The organism is Streptomyces sp. NPDC088197 (genome assembly GCF_044741185.1).
Lineage (GTDB): Bacteria > Actinomycetota > Actinomycetes > Streptomycetales > Streptomycetaceae > Actinacidiphila.
Genome location: NZ_JBIUSD010000008.1, coordinates 338,839 through 355,221 on the forward strand (window position 1 = coordinate 338,839; position 16,383 = coordinate 355,221).

Here is a 16,383-nt window from a genome sequence, read left to right on the forward strand (position 1 = left end):
CGGGTTCAGGACCGGCGGCGGTGGCCGCCGCCCCCGCCGCGCTTGCGCTCGTACATCTCCCGGCCCGCCGCGGTCCGTTGCTTCCACTCGCGCCGCATCTCGGAGCGCAGTCGCTGGTCGGTGCGTGAGGCGATCCACGCGTTCTCGCGCAGCAGCTTGCGGTAGCTCTCCAGACGGCGGTGCTGCAAGGTGCCGTCCTCCAGCGCGGCCAGGACGGCGCAGCCCGGCTCCGACTGGTGCGAGCAGTCCTGGAAGCGGCAGTCGCGGGCCAGTTGCTCGATCTCGGAGAACACCTGGTGGAGCCCGGACTCCGCGTCCCACAGGCCGACCCCGCGCAGCCCCGGCGTGTCGATCAGCACCCCGCCCTGCGGCATCGGCAGCAGGTCACGCGTGGTCGTGGTGTGCCGGCCCTTGCCGTCGGAGTCCCTGGTGGCCTGCACCTCCTGCGCTTCGCGCCCCAACAGGGCGTTGGTGAGCGTGGACTTGCCCGCGCCCGACTGGCCGAGCAGCACCGAGGTGCCGCCCGCCAGCAGCTCCGACAGCGCCTCGATCCCCTCGCCGGTCGTGGCGCTCACCACCAGGACCGGCACTCCGGGCGCCGCCGATTCGGCGTCCTCCAGCAGATAGGTGGTGTCCGGCACGAGGTCCGCCTTGGTCAGCGCGACCACCGGTTGCGCGCCGCTCTCCCAGGCCAGGGAGAGGAAGCGTTCGAGGCGCCCCAGGTCGAGGTCGGCCGCCAGCGACACCGCGATCACCGCGTGGTCGATATTGGCCGCGAGCACCTGGCCCTCGGAGCGCTTGGACGACGCCGACCGTACGATCGCGGTCCTGCGCGGCAGCAGCGCCCGTACCGACGGGCCCTTCGGCTGCGCCGGGTCCGGGTCGAACGCCGCCCAGTCCCCGGTGCACGCCACGAGCATCGGATCCGGCGAGTGCACCGGATCGGTGTCGGCGCGGACCGTCAGCAGACCGTCCGCGCCGTCGGGCACGACGACGTCGCACATCCCCCGGTCGACCCGCACGATCCGCGCGGGCACCAGTCCGTCCGCCGCGTACGCCGAGAAGGCGTCGTCCAGCAGCGAGTCCCAGCCGTACGGGACGAGTGAGGACCAGGAGGAGGACGACGACGAGAAGGAAGAAGACGAGAAAGACAAGGGAAACCCTTCCAACAGGGCCCCGGCACCGCGCATCCGATCGGCGCGGCAGAAGAAGAGAGGTCAGCCGGAGACCACAGAGGTGAACTGAATGAACTTCCGCATCTGGGCAGCGCCCATCACCAAGGCAGTCATCGAGTCACACCTCCTGGCCGTACTCACGAGCCGACAGCGGCGAGCCACTTCCGCGGCTCCCGCTCCAACACCAGGGACCGTAGCCCCTCCCCCACCGCCTCCGCCACCGAATTAACGGCCGCCGCCGCGGGCGGGCGGAGAGCGCCGGAGCAAAGCGGAGGGATCTCCGGTAGTGGTACGGTCGAAGAAGCGGAGTGACCTCCGCTTGTTCTGGTGTCGCACGGGAACGGGATGCTCATGGCTTCCAGCGGGATGACCTCGGACGGGACGACGGCCGGCGGGGCGCGGCGGGCCGGAGGGGCGGGGGCGCTGGCCGGGCGGACGGTGTCGCGCGTCGGGTACGGGGCGATGCAACTGACGGAGCGGGCCGGGCGGGCCGCCGCGGTCGCCGTACTGCGGCGGGCGGTCGAACTCGGGGTGGACCACGTCGATACGGCGCAGTTCTACGGCGACGGCTTCGTCAACGGGGTGATCCGCGAGGCGGTCAGGTCCGAGGACGAGGTGCTGGTCGCCAGCAAGGTGGGGGCCGCACCGGATTCCGGCGGCCCGGTGCACCTGCGACTCGCGCAGAAGCCCGAGGAGTTGCGGGCGGCCGTGGAGGACAATCTCGCGAGCCTCGGCCTCGACCGGATCCCGCTGGTGAATCTGCGCCGCACCGATGTCGGGCCGGGCCTGCGGGCCGAGGGCGACCAGGTGGTCGAACTCGACGACCAGCTCGCGACGATGGTGGCGCTGCGCGACGAGGGCAAGGTCGGCGCGATCGGGCTGAGCAGCGTGAGCCTGGACAATCTGCGCCGGGCGATCCCGGCGGGCATCGCGTGCGTGCAGAACGCGTACAGCCTCGTGGCGCGCGACGACGAGGACATGCTGGCCCTCTGCACCGCGCAGGACATCGCGTGGGTGCCGTACTTCCCGCTCGGCAGCGCCTTCCCCGGCCTGCCGAAGGTGACCGAGGAACCGGCGGTGATCGCCGCGGCGCGGGCGCTGGGCGCCACGCCCTCCCAGGTCGGCCTGGCCTGGCTGCTGCACCACGCGCCGAACGTCCACCTCATCCCGGGCACGTCGAACACCGCCCACCTCGAAGCGAACGTGGCCGCGGGCGCGCTCACGCTCGACGCCGCGACCCTCGCCGCGCTGGACGCCGTCCCGACCCGGCCGAACGACGCCCCGCTCACGTAACGCGGGGCGCGCGGCCGGACTCCCTCAGCGCGCCCCGAGGCTGGAGCCGCGCACGACCAGCTCCGGCTGGAGGACGACCTGGCGGTGCTCGTGGCCCTCGGGGTCCGCCGTCTCCTCCAGCAGCATCTCGGCGGCGAGCCGCCCCATCGCGACGGCGGGCTGCCGGACCGAGGTCAGCGGTACGGCCGCGGCAGCGGCGAATTCGATGTCGTCGTAACCGACGATGGCCATCTCCTCGGGGACCGCGATCCTGGCGGCGAAGACCGCCTGGAGGACCCCGAGGGCCAGCAGGTCGTTGGCGCAGAAGACGGCGGTGGGCCGGGGCGCCAGGCCGAGCAGCCGGGCTCCGGCGTCGCGGCCCGCAGAGACGTCCAGCCGCTCGGCGGACACCTCGGTCAGCGACTCGGGCGGCAGTCCGGCCTCGGCCAGCGCGGCGAGCGCCCCGGCGCGGCGGTCGCGGACCTGCGGGAGTTCGGGCGGGCCGCCGACGTAGACGATCGAGCGGTGTCCCGCGGCGATCAGGTGCTGGGCGGCGAGGCGTCCGCCGACGACGTCGTCCACCGAGACCGAGCAGACGGCGACGTCCGCCGAGACGCGGTCGACCAGGACGTACGGAATGCCCTGGCTGCGCAGCGTCTTGAGGCTGTGTCCGGTCGCGTCGGCGGGGGTGACCAGCACGCCGCGCACCCGCTGCTCGGCGAAGAGCGACAGGTACTCGACCTCCTCGCTGGTGCTCTGCGCGCTGTTGCAGACCATGACGCCGAGTCCGGCGGCGCGGGCGGCGCGCTCGGCGCCGCTGGCCACGTCGACGAAGAAGGGGTTGCCCATGTCGAGGACGAGCAGCGCGACGATACGGCTTGCCCCGGCCCGCAGTTGGCGGGCGGACTCACTCCGTATGTAGCCGAGGCGGCTGATGACCGACTGCACCCGGGTCCTGGTCTCCTCGGACACCAGGTCCGGGCGGTTGATCACATTGGAGACGGTCCCGACCGAGACACCCGCCTGCCGTGCCACGTCCTTGATCCCAACCATGGGCTCCACTGCTCCGTCCCGCCCGCCGCAGGCAGGGCTCCTCGTAACGCTCATCCGGCGTCGGCGCGACGTGCTCGACGTTCACCCGGAATCAACGCATTGAACTTATTCAAGCACAGTGCGTGCTGGTTGATCCGGCACGAACTGAATCGTTCCAACCTCTCATGTTCACGGAAGGTGGAACACCTCGGTGAGCGGGACCATCGCCGCGTCGGGCGCGACGCCGTCCAACTCCTCGAAGAAGCCCGCCATTTCCGCCTGCCAGCGGGCGTTCACCTCCGTACCGTCCATGGCGGCGCGCGCCCGCTCGAAGTCCTCGGTCTCCAGATAGCCGACGAGCAGGCCGTCCTCGCGCAGGAACAGCGAGTAGTTGTGCCAGCCGGCGGCGGACAGCGCCTCACGCATTCGCGGCCAGACGTCCGCGTGCCTGGCACGGTACTCGTCCAGCCGTTCCTGACGGACCTTCAACACAAAGCAGACGCGCCGCACTTGAGGATTTCCTTCCGCACACCGCCGGCCCGGACCCACAGGGCCGGCGGTCCAACTGCCTTACTGGATGGTGCCGTCGGCTCAGAAGTTGAACTGGCCGATGTTCGCCTTGTCGAAGACGGTCGGCTTGCCGAGGACGATGACGCTGTCCTTGCCGACGGTGAAGGTGCCCATGTCGCCCGCGGTGAAGGTCTCGCCCTCGGCGCCGGTGATCTGGCCGGAGGCCAGCGCGACGGCGGTGTAGCCCGCGAGCGCGCCGAGCTTGGCCGGGTCCCACAGCTCAAAGGACTGCACGGTGCCGTTGTTGACGTACGCGCGCATGTCGTTGGGCGTGCCCAGGCCGGTGAGCTGGACCTTCCCCTTGTACTTGGAACCGCTCAGGTACTGCGCCGCGGCCTTGATGCCGACCGTGGTCGGGGAGATGATCCCCTTCAGGTTCGGGTACTGCTGGAGCAGGCCCTGGGTCTGCTGGAACGACGCCTGCGCGTCGTCGTTGCCGTAGGCGACCTTGACGAGCTGGATGTCCTTGTACTCCGGCTTCTTCAGCTCGTCCTTCATGAAGTCGATCCAGGTGTTCTGGTTGGTGGCCGTCTGGGCCGCCGACAGGATCGCGATCTGGCCCTTGTTGTTGATCTGCTTGGCCATCAACTGGACCTCGGTACGGCCCAGGTCCTCCGCGCTGGCCTGCGAGACGAACGCGTCACGGCAGTTGGTGTTGGTGTCCGAGTCGTACGTGACGACCTTGACGCCGTTCTTGCGCGCCTGGTTCAGCGCGGTGCACAGCGCGCCGGGGTCCTGCGCGGACACCGCGATGGCGCTGACCTGCTGCTGCGTCAGGGTGTTGACGTAGCTGACCTGGCCCGCGGTGTCGGTGCCGCTGCTGGTGCCGACCTCCTTGTACTTCTCGCCGAGCGCCTCGACGGCCTTCTTGCCGCCGTTGTCGGAGATGGTGAAGTACGGGTTGTTCACCTGCTTGGGCAGGTAGGCGATGGTCAGGCCCTTCTTGACGGGCGCGTTCGGGTCGGCGGAGGCCGACGCCTTCGTACCGGATCCGGCGGAGGCCGATTCCGAGTCCGAGCTGGACTTCTTGGTGGTGCCGCCACAGGCAGCGGCGCTGAGCGCGACGACGGCGACAACGGCGACCGCGGCCGCGGCGCGACGGGCGGGGGCGGTTCTGTACGACATGCGGGTGTCCTTTCGATGCCGCACTCGCGGCAGGTGACGACCAGGTGAGGGTGTTCGGACGACGTGCGTGGTGCGGGGGGTCAGGTGGCGGCCAGTGCGGCCGGTGGTGGCGCGTCGGCGGTTCTGCGCCGGGCTCGCGCCCTGCCCACCTGCCGGGCCACCCGCGGTGCCAGTACCGAGATCACCAGCAGGACTCCGGTGATCAGGATCTGGGACTGCGCGGAGACGTTGATCAGACTCATCACGTTCTGGAGCGCGCCGAGCAGGAACACTCCGGCGATCGCACCGCCCAGCGTGCCCTTGCCGCCGTCGAAGTCGATGCCGCCGAGCAGCACACCGGCGATGACGGACAGTTCGAGGCCGGTGGCGTTGTCGTAGCGGGCGCTGGCGTAGTGCAGGGCCCAGAAGACGCCGGTGAGCGCGGAGATCGTGCCGGTGGCGACGAACATCGACAGCTTCAGCCGCTTGGTGCGGATGCCCGCGAAGCGCGCGGCCTCCTGCGAGGCGCCGACCGCGAACAGCGAGCGGCCGACCGGGGTGGCGTGCAGGACGACGACCGCGATGACCAGCAGGACGGCCCACGGGATGGCGGCCTGCGGGATGAAGGTGCCGCCGATCCGCGCGGAACCGAAGTCCAGGTACTGCTGCGGGAAGTCGGTCACCGAGTTGGAGCCGAGCACGATCTGCGCGATGCCGCGGTAGGCGGCCAGGGTGCCGATGGTGACGGCCAGCGAGGGCAGTCCGAGCCGGGTCACCAGCAGGCCGTTGACCAGGCCGCAGACCACGCCGAGCAGGCTGCACAGCGGGATGATCATCTCGATGGCCATGCCGTCGTTCCACAGCTTGCCCATGACGGCGCCGGACAGGCCCGCGGTGGAGCCGACCGACAGGTCGATCTCGCCGGAGATCACCAGCATCGTCATCGGCAGCGCGATGAGCGCGATCGGCAGGGTGTTGCCGATCAGGAACGACAGATTCAGCGCGTTGCCGAAGTTGTCGACCAGGGAGAAGGAGCAGAGCAGCAGGACGACGAGCAGGGCTCCGACGACGGTGTCCCAGCGGAACGCGTCCCGCGCCCAACCGGTCGCCGTACGGCCCGCGGTGGCGGGCTTCGCGCTCGCGGACGGCTTCGTACCGGCGGACGGCTTCGTACCGGCGGACGGGTTCGTACCGGCGGACGGCTTCGCGGCCTTCGCCGGACCGGTGGATTTCGTTGGCTCAGGCATGAGTTGTCGCACTCCTTGTCTGTGCGGCCCGCTTACGGAGCACCGCCGCGACCCGCAGCGCGACCACCCGGTCGGCGGCGATGGCCAGCAGCAGGAGGACGCCGTCGATGGCCTGCACCCATACGGAGCTGACGCCGATCGAGGGGAGCACGCTGTTGATCGAGGTCAGCAGCAGGGCGCCGAGCGCGGCGCCGTACAGGCTGCCGGAGCCGCCGGTGAAGGCGACGCCGCCGACCACCACGGCGCTGACGACGGTGAGTTCGTAGCCGCTGCCGGTGCCGGAGTCGACATTGCCGAAGCGGGCGAGGTAGAGAGCGCCCGCCAGGCCCGCGAGGGCGCCGCAGACGATGTAGGCGGTGAGGATGCGCTTGCGGACCGGCACACCGGCCAGCCGCGCGGCCTCCGGGCTCGAACCGAGCGCGTACAGGTCGCGTCCGCTACGGTAACTGCGCAGGTAGTACGCGGCGATGATCAGCACGACCGCGGTGAGCAGCGCGAGATACGGGACGGCGCCGAGGCCGTCGTGCCCGAAGCTGCCGAAGCCCGACGGGAGGTCGGCGGCGGTGATCTGCTTGGAGCCGAACCAGATCGAGTCCAGGCCGCGGATGATGTAGAGCGTGCCGAGGGTGACGACCAGCGCGGGCACCTGGCCGAGGCTGACCAACAGGCCGTTGACGATGCCGAATCCGGCGCCGAGGGCGACCGCGATCAGGATGGCGACCAGCGGATTGCCGCCGCCGCGCAGGAACTCGCCCGCGGCGAAGGCGGTGATGCCCAGCGTGGAGCCGACCGACAGGTCGACGTTCCGGGTGATCACCACCATGGCCTGGCCGACCGCGACGAGCACCAGGATGGTCGCGTTGAGCAGCAGGTCCTTGATGCCCTGCTGGGACAGGAAGGCGCTGTTGTCGAGCTGGGTGGCCAGCAGCATCAGCACCAGGACGACGAGGATGGCCAGTTCCCTGACCTTCAGCACCCGGTCGAGGAGGCCGCCGGTGGAGGCGGTGTCCGGCGGCGCGGCCGACGCCGGTTTGGCGGTCATGGTCATGCCGCGTTCCTTCCGCGGCCGGTGGCCGCTGCCATGACGGATTCCTCGGTGGCGTCCGCGCGCGGGATGTCGGCGGCCAGCCGGCCCTCGTGCATCACCAGGACACGGTCGGCCATGCCGAGGATCTCCGGGAGGTCGGAGGAGATCATCAGGACGGCGAGGCCGTCGGCGGCGAGCTGCGAGAGCAGCCGGTGCACCTCGGCCTTGGTGCCGACGTCGATGCCGCGGGTGGGCTCGTCGACGATCAGCACCCGGGGGTCGGTGGCCAGCCACTTGGCCAGCACCACCTTCTGCTGGTTGCCGCCGGACAGCGTGCCGACGACATCGGCGAGCCGGGCGTACTTCACCTGGAGGCGCATGGCCCAGTCGACGGCGCGGCTGCGCTCGGCGCCGCGGTCCATCAGGCCCGCGCGGGTGGTGGCCTTGAAGCCGGTGAGGTTGATGTTGCGCTCGATGGACATCTCCATGACCAGGCCCTGTTCGCGGCGGTCCTCGGGTACGAGGGCCAGGCCCGCGGCCATGGCGAGGCTGGGGGCGCCGGACTTCAGCGGGCGGCCGTCGACCTCGACCTCGCCCGCGTCCCAGCGGTCCACGCCGAAGACGGCGCGGGCCACCTCGCTGCGCCCGGCGCCGACGAGTCCGGCCAGGCCGACGATCTCGCCGCGCCTGACGTCGAAGGACACGTCGGTGAAGACGCCTTCACGGGTCAGCCTGCGCACGCTCAGCGCGACGTCGCCGACCTTGGCGTCCTGCTTGGGGTAGAGCTCGTCCAGGTCACGGCCGACCATCCGGCGGACCAGGTCGTCCTCGGTGAGGCCGTCGACCGGCTCGCTGGCGATCCAGGCGCCGTCCCGCAGGGTGGTGACCTGCTGGCAGAGCGCGAAGACCTCTTCCAGCCGGTGCGAGATGAACAGGACGGCGGCGCCGTCCTCGCGCAGCGCCCTGACGACGCCGAAGAGCCGGGCGACCTCGCTGCCGGTGAGGGCGGCGGTGGGCTCGTCCATGATCAGCACGCGGGCGTCGAAGGAGAGCGCCTTGGCGATCTCGACGAGCTGCTGGTCGGCGATGGACAGGCCGCGGGCGGGCTGGTCGGGGTCGAGGTCGACGCCGAGCCGCTTGAAGAGTTGCTCGGTGGCCTTGTGCACGGCCTTGTGGTCGACCCGGCCGAGCGAGCGGCGCGGCTGGCGGCCGACGAAGATGTTCTCGGCGATGGAGAGGTCGGGGAAGAGCGTGGGCTCCTGGTAGATGACGGCCACACCGGCGTCGCGCGCGTCGGCCGGGCCGTGGAAGACCACCGGCGCGCCGTCGAGCAGTACCGTTCCGGTGTCCGGTCGGTGCACCCCGGCCAGTGCCTTGATCAAGGTCGATTTGCCGGCGCCGTTCTCCCCCGCGAGGGCGTGCGCCTCACCCGCGTACAGCCGCAGTGAGACGTCGCGCAGTGCCCGTACCGCGCCGAAGGACTTGCTCACCCCCTCCAGCGCGAGGACCGGAGTCCGTTCCGGTTCGGGGTCGGTCATTGATGTCTCCTGGATCTCCCGGTCTTGCGCCGCGGGGTGAAATGTTTCAATGGAGTTGCCGGGACGTTAGCCCCGCTTGATCAGGCCGTCAAGAGTCCGTGGAAGCCATTTCGGGAGATCAACCCCCGACGGACGGCCAATCGCGGCTGGAAAGAGACCCTCTAGCAGCGCGTCCGGCTCATGTGACACGATTCAATAACGGCGACCGGCCCGCCATCGGGTTCTCGTCATGACCATTGACATGGCGCAGTGTCGCCTTTAAGGTGAGCCGTCAAATGAAACGATTCACAGAGGTTGCCATGACAGACCTGTCGGCCGTGAAGGCGGCGCTGAAGTCCCAGCGGATCGAGACCCCTTCGTGGGCCTACGGCAACTCGGGCACCCGTTTCAAGGTGTTCAGGCAGGAGGGCGTGCCGCGTAACCCGTACGAAAAGCTGGACGACGCGGCCCAGGTGCACGCGGCCACCGGCGTCGCGCCCATCGTCTCCCTGCACATCCCCTGGGACCTGGTGGACGACTACGCGGCGCTCGGCGCGTACGCGAAGGAGCGCGGCCTGACCCTGGGCGCGATCAACTCCAACGTCTTCCAGGACGACGACTACAAGCTCGGCTCGGTCACCAACGCCGACCCCGCGATCCGCCGCAAGGCCGTCAGCTATCTGCTGGAGTGCGTCGACATCATGGACGCCACCGGCTCGCGCGACCTGAAGCTGTGGTTCTCCGACGGCACCAACTACCCGGGCCAGGACGACATCGTCGCCCGCCAGGACCGGCTCGCCGAGGCGCTGTCCCAGGTGTACGACCGGCTCGGCGACGACCAGCGGATGCTGCTGGAGTACAAGCTCTTCGAGCCCGCCTTCTACACCACGGACGTCCCCGACTGGGGCACCTCCTACGCGCACTGCCTCAAGCTCGGCGACAAGGCGCAGGTCGTCGTGGACACCGGCCACCACGCGCCGGGCACCAACATCGAGTTCATCGTCGCGTTCCTGCTGCGCGAGAAGAAGCTCGGCGGCTTCGACTTCAACTCCCGCTTCTACGCCGACGACGACCTCATGGTCGGCTCCGCCGACCCCTTCCAGCTCTTCCGGATCATGCACGAGGTCGCCAAGAACGGCGGTCTGAAGCAGGAGACCGGCGTCGCCTTCATGCTCGACCAGTGCCACAACATCGAGGCGAAGATCCCCGCGATCATCCGCTCGGTGATGAACGTCCAGGAGGCCACCGCCAAGGCGCTGCTGGTCGACCTCGACGCTCTCGGCGCCGCCCAGCGCGCCGGTGACGTACTGGAGGCCAACGCCGTACTGATGGACGCCTACAACACCGACGTCCGGCCGCTGCTCGCCGAGGTGCGCACCGAACTGGGTCTCGACCCCGACCCGATGGCCGCCTACCGCGGCTCCGGCTGGGCCACCCGCATCACCTCGGAACGCGTCGGCGGCGAACAGGCCGGCTGGGGCGCGTGATTTTTTAAGGCTCGGTTCACCTCCGCTGCGCTGAGTCGCTGTCGACGGTCGATCGTGCTCGGTTGCTCGTTCCTCACAACCTGCGCGCGTTCTCCCTTTCAACAGCGACCGCTCCGCTTCGGTTCACTCGCCGGCCCTCCTGACGGCGAGCCCACGCGGCCGACCGGCTCCGCGACGCGCAGTGGAGCCTCCGAGCCGGTCGAGCTCATCGCACCCGCACCCGCACTCATTCCTCCGAAGGACACCGCATGGCTTCCGCCTCCAGTTCCGACGACAGCACGGTCGGGGCGCTGCTCGGCCGTTCGAACCGGCTCGGATCCGATCCGCGCAACACCAATTACGCGGGCGGCAACACGTCCGCCAAGGGCACCGCGCCCGACCCGGTGACCGGGGCCGACACCGAGCTGATGTGGGTCAAGGGGTCCGGCGGCGACCTCGGTACGCTCACCGGCTCCGGTCTCGCGGTGCTGCGCCTGGACCGGCTGCGCGCCCTCACCGAGGTCTACCCGGGGGTGGAGCGCGAGGACGAGATGGTCGCCGCCTTCGACTACTGCCTGCACGGCAAGGGCGGCGCGGCGCCGTCGATCGACACCGCGATGCACGGGCTGGTGGACGCGGCGCACGTGGACCACCTGCACCCGGACTCCGGTATCGCGCTGGCGTGCGCGGCCGACGGCGAGGCGCTGACCAAGGAGTGCTTCGGCGACACCGTGGTGTGGGTGCCCTGGCGCCGCCCCGGCTTCCAGCTCGGGCTGGACATCGCGGCGGTCAAGGAGGCCCACCCGGAGGCGATCGGCTGTGTGCTGGGCGGGCACGGCGTCACCGCCTGGGGCGCCACCTCGCAGGAGTGCGAGCGCAATTCGCTGCACATCATCCGCACCGCGGAGACCTTCCTCCAGGAGCGCGGCAAGGCCGACCCGTTCGGCGCGGTGCTCGACGGGTACGAGCCGCTGCCGGAGTCCGAGCGGCGCGTACGGGCCGCGGCGCTGGCACCGCTGCTGCGCTCGATCGCCTCCCAGGACCGGCCGCAGGTCGGCCACTTCACCGACTCCCCCGAGGTGCTGGACTTCCTGTCGCGCGCCGAGCACCCGCGGCTGGCCGCGCTGGGCACGTCCTGCCCGGACCACTTCCTGCGCACCAAGGTCCGCCCGCTGGTCCTCGACCTGCCCGCGGGCACGGCCCTCGACGAGGCCGAGGCCCGGCTGCGCACGCTGCACGAGGAGTACCGCGCCGAGTACGCCGCCTACTACGAGCGGCACGCCTCGCCCGACTCCCCCGCCATGCGCGGCGCCGACCCGGCGATCGTCCTCGTGCCGGGCGTCGGCATGTTCAGCTACGGCAAGGACAAGCAGACCGCGCGCGTCGCGGGCGAGTTCTACGTCAACGCCATCAATGTGATGCGCGGCGCGGAGGCCGTCTCCTCGTACAAGCCGATCGAGGAGTCGGAGAAGTTCCGTATCGAGTACTGGGAGCTGGAGGAGGCCAAGCTGCGGCGGATGCCGAAGCCGAAGCCGCTGGCCACCCGGATCGCGCTCGTCACCGGTGCCGGGTCCGGCATCGGCAAGGCCATCGCCCAGCGGTTGGTCGCCGAGGGCGCCTGCGTAGTGGTCGCGGACCTCGACGCGGGCAACGCCGCCGCCGTGGCCGAGGAGCTGGGCGGTCCCGACAAGGCCGTCGCGGTCACCGTGGACGTCACCTCCGAGGAGCAGATCGAGGCGGCCTTCGCCGACGCGCTGCTCGCCTTCGGCGGGGTCAACCTCGTCGTCAACAACGCGGGCATCTCGATCTCCAAGCCGCTCCTGGAGACCACCGCCAAGGACTGGGACCTCCAGCACGACATCATGGCCCGCGGCTCCTTCCTCGTCTCCCGCGCCGCCGCGCGCGTCATGATCGAGCAGAAGCTGGGCGGCGACATCGTCTACATCGCCTCCAAGAATGCGGTCTTCGCCGGGCCCAACAACATCGCCTATTCGGCCGTCAAGGCCGACCAGGCCCACCAAGTGCGGCTCCTCGCCGCCGAGTTGGGTGAGTACGGAGTACGTGTCAACGGCATCAACCCCGACGGGGTCGTCCGTGGCTCCGGCATCTTCGCCGGCGGCTGGGGGGCCAAGCGGGCGGCCGTCTACGGCGTCGAGGAGGCCAAGCTCGGGGAGTTCTACGCGCAGCGGACGCTCTTGAAGCGGGAAGTTCTTCCCGAGCACGTCGCCAATGCCGTCTTCGCCCTCACCGGCGGGGAGCTGACCCACACGACCGGGCTTCACATCCCCGTCGACGCGGGCGTCGCAGCCGCCTTCCTCCGCTAGGGCGTGTCACCCTGCGCAGGGCCGGTGTTCAAGGGCACGGCTCTAGGCGTTCGCCCTGCGCAGGACGTGCCCCGTCAGGGGCGCTTGGGGCACCTCCCGGCCGAAGGCTGCGGGAGGAACTGTGCGGCCAGCCCCACCGGCCGGTGGTCGGGACACCACCGAATTGCCCCTCTGGGGCCGGTGGTGACCTGCGGGAGCGCTTCGGCTGAGCGCGCAGTTCCTCCCCCAGCCTGCGGCCGGGAGGTGCCCCCAGCGCCACTAAAAGATCGGCGCAACGCCCAAACGCAAGGACACCGCACACGGGCCGCGCCCCGAAATGATCGGCCTAACGCCTCGCGTAGGAGAACCGTCCAGGGGCCGCGGGGCGGGAAGAATGAAGGACCGCACTCCGCAGGAGTGGCCGTATAAGGAGAGGCATGATCGGCGAACCCCCAGGCGCAAGCCCAGCCGCAGGCGTGTTCGCGGCGGCGGACCTCGGCGCGACGAGCGGCCGCGTCGTCGTGGGCCGGGTGGGCGGCGGGGAACTGGCCCTCACGGAAGTGAACAGGTTCGCGAATGTGCCGGTGCGGCTGCCGAGCGGGCTGCACTGGGACCTGCCGGGCCTGTTCACCGGCGTTCTGGACGGACTGCGCGAGGCGGCGAGGTCGGGCGCCGCGGTGGCGTCCGTCGGCGTGGACACGTGGGCGGTGGACTACGGCCTGCTGGACGCGGACGGCGCGCTGCTGGGGATCCCGTACCACTACCGGGACAGCCGTACGGCGCAGGTGGCGCCGCGGGTGCGGGACGAGGTCGGCGCGCAGGAGCTGTACGCGGCCAACGGCCTCCAGCACCTGCCGTTCAACACGGTGTTCCAGCTCGCGGCGGCGCGGGACACGGTCCAACTGGCCGCCGCGCGGACGCTGTTGCTGATCCCCGACCTGGTGACGCACTGGCTGACCGGCAGTGTCGGCGCGGAGGTCACCAACGCCTCGACGACGGGCCTGCTGGACGCCCGTACGGGCGAGTGGTCGCGGGACCTCGCCGACCGGATCGGCCTGGACCCGGCGTTGCTGCCGCCGCTGCGGCAACCGGGCGACAGCGCAGGGGAGTTGCTGCCGCACATCGTGGCGGCGACGGGTCTGGCGGCGGGGACGCGGGTCACCACGGTGGGCTCGCACGACACGGCCTCTGCGGTGGCGGCGGTACCGGCCACCGCGCCGGGTTCCGCGTACATCTCCTGCGGCACCTGGTCGCTGGCCGGGCTCGAACTGGACGCGCCGGTGCTCAGCGCGGCGTCGCGGGCCGCGAATTTCACCAATGAGCGCGGGATCGACGGCACGTTCCGCTATCTCAGGAACATCATGGGAATGTGGCTGCTGGAGGAGTGCCGTCGGGTCTGGGCCGCGCGCGGCGAGCCGTCCGAGCTGGCGTCGCTGCTCGCGGACGCGGGCCGCGCGGAGCCGTTCGGCGCGGTGATCGACCCGGACGCGCCGGAGTTCCTGGCACCGGCCGACATGCCCGCGGCCATCGCGGACTACTGCGTGCGTACGGGGCAGCGCCCGCCGGAGAGCCGGGGCGCGCTGGTCCGCTGCGTGCTGGAGAGCCTGGCGCTCGCGCACCGCAGGGTGCTGCGCAAGGCCGCCGAACTCGCCGACCGGGAGATCACCCACATCCATCTGGTCGGCGGCGGCAGCCGCAACGAACTGCTGTGCCGCCTCACCGCGGACGCGTCCGGGCTGCCGGTGATCGCCGGGCCCACCGAGGCGACCGCGCTCGGCAACATCCTCGTCCAGGCCCGCACCCACGGCCTTGTCGGCGACCTGGCCCGGATGCGGCAACTGGTCGCCGACACGCAGGAGTTGCGCCGGTACGAGCCGCGCGGTGACCTGCGCGCCTGGGACGCGGCGGACGCCCGTATCTCCGGTGCCCTCGCCGCCCCCTGACCGTCCGTCACCCGCCCAACCGCCGTCCGTCATCCGCCCGCACGACCCCGAGGGAGCCGCGATGCGTGCCGCCCTGTTTCTCACCTGCGTGAACGACACGCTCTATCCACGGACCGGCCAGGCCGTCGTCGCGCTGCTGACGCGGCTCGGCGTCGAGGTGGACTTCCCGATGGGGCAGACGTGTTGCGGCCAGGCGCACTACAACACCGGTTACCGGCACGAGGCGGAGCCTTTGGCGCGCCGCCAGGCGCGGGTCTTCGCCGGATACGACTACGTGGTCACGCCGTCCGGCTCCTGCGCGGCGATGGTGCGGGACATCTACCCGCGCCTCGGCGAACGGGCCCGGGAGGAGGGCCGCGGCGACGAGTTGAGCGAGGCGCTGGCCGACGTGGTGCCCAGGACGTACGAGTTGACGGAGTTCCTGGTGGACGTGCTGGGGGTGACGGATGTGGGGGCGTACTTCCCGCACACGGTGACGTACCACCCCACCTGTCACGGGCTGCGGATGCTGGGGCTCGGTGAGCGGCCCCGGCGGCTGTTGGAAGCCGTGAAGGGGCTTGAGCTGCGGGAGTTGGAGGGTGCGGAGGAGTGCTGCGGCTTCGGCGGCACCTTCGCCGTGAAGAATCCCGACGTCTCGGCCGCGATGGCCGCGGACAAGGTGCGGCACGCGGAGGAGACCGGCGCCGACGTGCTGTGCGCGGCCGACAACTCCTGCCTGATGCACCTGGACGGCACGATGTCCCGGCAGCGCACCGCCATTCGCCCGGTGCACATCGCGGAGATCCTGGCCAGTACGCGGGAGCACCCGCTGACGGTCCCGACCGCCGGGGTTCCGGTCCATGTCGCCACGGGCGGCGCGCGCAATGGAGGAGTGGTCCGATGAGTGGTACGTATCTGGGTCTGCCGTCGTTCCCGAAGGCCGCCGCCTCGTCCACGAAGGACACCCAGCTCCGCGCGAACCTCACCCACGCCACCCACACCATCCGCGACAAACGCGCCAGAGCCATCGCAGAACTCGCCGACTGGCCCCAACTCCGCGCAGCAGGCGCCGCCGTCAAGGACCACACCCTGCGCCACCTCGACCACTACCTCCTCCAGCTCGAGGAGAACATCACCGCCGCCGGCGGCACCGTCCACTGGGCCCTGGACGCCGACGACGCCAACCGCATCATCACCCGCCTCGTCCAGGACACCGGCGAAACCGAAGTCGTCAAAGTCAAATCCATGGCCACCCAGGAAATCGGCCTCAACGACGCCCTGACCGCCGCCGGCATCACCGCCTACGAAACCGACCTCGCCGAACTCATCGTCCAGCTCGGCAACGACCTCCCCTCCCACATCCTCGTCCCCGCCATCCACAAAAACCGCCACCAGATCCGCGACATCTTCCACACCCAGATGACCACCTGGGGCCGCCCCGCACCCGACAACCTCACCGACACCCCGGCGGATCTGGCGGAGGCGGCCCGCCTGCACCTGCGGGAGAAGTTCCTCCGCGCGAAAGTCGGGATCTCCGGCGCCAACTTCATGATCGCCGACACCGGCACCCTCGTCGTCGTCGAATCCGAAGGCAACGGCCGCATGTGCCTCACCCTCCCCGAGACGCTGATCTCCGTCGTCGGCATCGAGAAGGTCATCCCCACCTTCCAGGACCTGGAAATCTACCTCCAGACCCTCCCCCGCTCCTCCACCGCCGAACGCATGAACCCCTACACCACCCTGTGGAC

General features: G+C 70.6%; 13 protein-coding genes. 6 read left to right on the top strand and 7 right to left on the bottom strand.

Annotation, left to right across the window (positions count from 1 at the left end):
- Positions 1 to 5 precede the first annotated feature (5 nt).
- Entirely contained in the window at positions 6 to 1,190 is a 1,185-nt protein-coding gene (gene rsgA, locus ACIOC1_RS21790) for a ribosome small subunit-dependent GTPase A (protein ID WP_401856094.1), read from the bottom strand.
- 336 nt (positions 1,191 to 1,526) lie between these two features.
- Here rsgA and ACIOC1_RS21795 point away from each other — a divergent pair, with 336 nt between their 5' ends.
- On the top strand, positions 1,527 to 2,468 hold the full coding sequence (locus tag ACIOC1_RS21795) for an aldo/keto reductase (RefSeq protein WP_401856096.1): 942 nt from the start codon (positions 1,527 to 1,529) through the stop codon (positions 2,466 to 2,468).
- 24 nt (positions 2,469 to 2,492) lie between these two features.
- On the opposite strand, the gene ACIOC1_RS21800 is transcribed toward ACIOC1_RS21795, so the two are convergent.
- The 6 genes from ACIOC1_RS21800 to ACIOC1_RS21825 form a co-directional block, all read right to left on the bottom strand.
- Positions 2,493 to 3,509: a LacI family DNA-binding transcriptional regulator gene (locus ACIOC1_RS21800; protein ID WP_355350172.1), complete on the bottom strand. Its 1,017-nt coding sequence runs from the start codon at positions 3,507 to 3,509 to the stop codon at positions 2,493 to 2,495.
- A 159-nt stretch (positions 3,510 to 3,668) separates the two neighbouring features.
- Positions 3,669 to 3,989, bottom strand: coding sequence for an L-rhamnose mutarotase (locus ACIOC1_RS21805; protein ID WP_188282885.1), 321 nt, complete (start codon positions 3,987 to 3,989; stop codon positions 3,669 to 3,671).
- 81 nt (positions 3,990 to 4,070) lie between these two features.
- A complete protein-coding gene (gene rhaS / locus ACIOC1_RS21810) occupies positions 4,071 to 5,174 on the bottom strand; it encodes a rhamnose ABC transporter substrate-binding protein (protein ID WP_391049393.1) in 1,104 nt (367 codons plus the stop codon).
- Between the two features lie 80 nt (positions 5,175 to 5,254).
- On the bottom strand, positions 5,255 to 6,400 hold the full coding sequence (locus tag ACIOC1_RS21815; protein ID WP_401856097.1) for an ABC transporter permease: 1,146 nt from the start codon (positions 6,398 to 6,400) through the stop codon (positions 5,255 to 5,257).
- Complete coding sequence (locus ACIOC1_RS21820; protein ID WP_401856098.1) at positions 6,393 to 7,448, bottom strand: ABC transporter permease; 1,056 nt, start codon at positions 7,446 to 7,448, stop codon at positions 6,393 to 6,395. Before ACIOC1_RS21820 ends, ACIOC1_RS21815 begins: the two co-directional genes overlap by 8 nt.
- Entirely contained in the window at positions 7,445 to 8,965 is a 1,521-nt protein-coding gene (locus ACIOC1_RS21825) for a sugar ABC transporter ATP-binding protein (RefSeq protein ID WP_355350157.1), read from the bottom strand. The genes ACIOC1_RS21820 and ACIOC1_RS21825 overlap by 4 nt, the downstream gene beginning before the upstream one ends.
- Before the next feature lie 299 nt (positions 8,966 to 9,264).
- Here ACIOC1_RS21825 and rhaI point away from each other — a divergent pair, with 299 nt between their 5' ends.
- From rhaI to ACIOC1_RS21850, 5 genes are all read left to right on the top strand, one after another.
- A complete protein-coding gene (rhaI, locus tag ACIOC1_RS21830; RefSeq protein WP_188282894.1) occupies positions 9,265 to 10,431 on the top strand; it encodes an L-rhamnose isomerase in 1,167 nt (388 codons plus the stop codon).
- 248 nt (positions 10,432 to 10,679) lie between these two features.
- Positions 10,680 to 12,734, top strand: a complete 2,055-nt coding sequence (locus ACIOC1_RS21835; protein ID WP_401856099.1) for a bifunctional aldolase/short-chain dehydrogenase — start codon at positions 10,680 to 10,682, stop codon at positions 12,732 to 12,734.
- A gap of 416 nt (positions 12,735 to 13,150) precedes the next feature.
- The gene (locus tag ACIOC1_RS21840) at positions 13,151 to 14,656 is read left to right on the top strand and encodes a rhamnulokinase family protein (protein ID WP_401856100.1); all 1,506 of its coding nucleotides are present in this window, start codon (positions 13,151 to 13,153) and stop codon (positions 14,654 to 14,656) included.
- Between the two features lie 61 nt (positions 14,657 to 14,717).
- Entirely contained in the window at positions 14,718 to 15,539 is an 822-nt protein-coding gene (locus tag ACIOC1_RS21845; protein WP_355350145.1) for a (Fe-S)-binding protein, read from the top strand.
- On the top strand, positions 15,536 to 16,383 hold an 848-nt coding region (locus ACIOC1_RS21850; protein ID WP_401856101.1), incomplete at its 3' end, for an LUD domain-containing protein. The genes ACIOC1_RS21845 and ACIOC1_RS21850, both read left to right, overlap by 4 nt.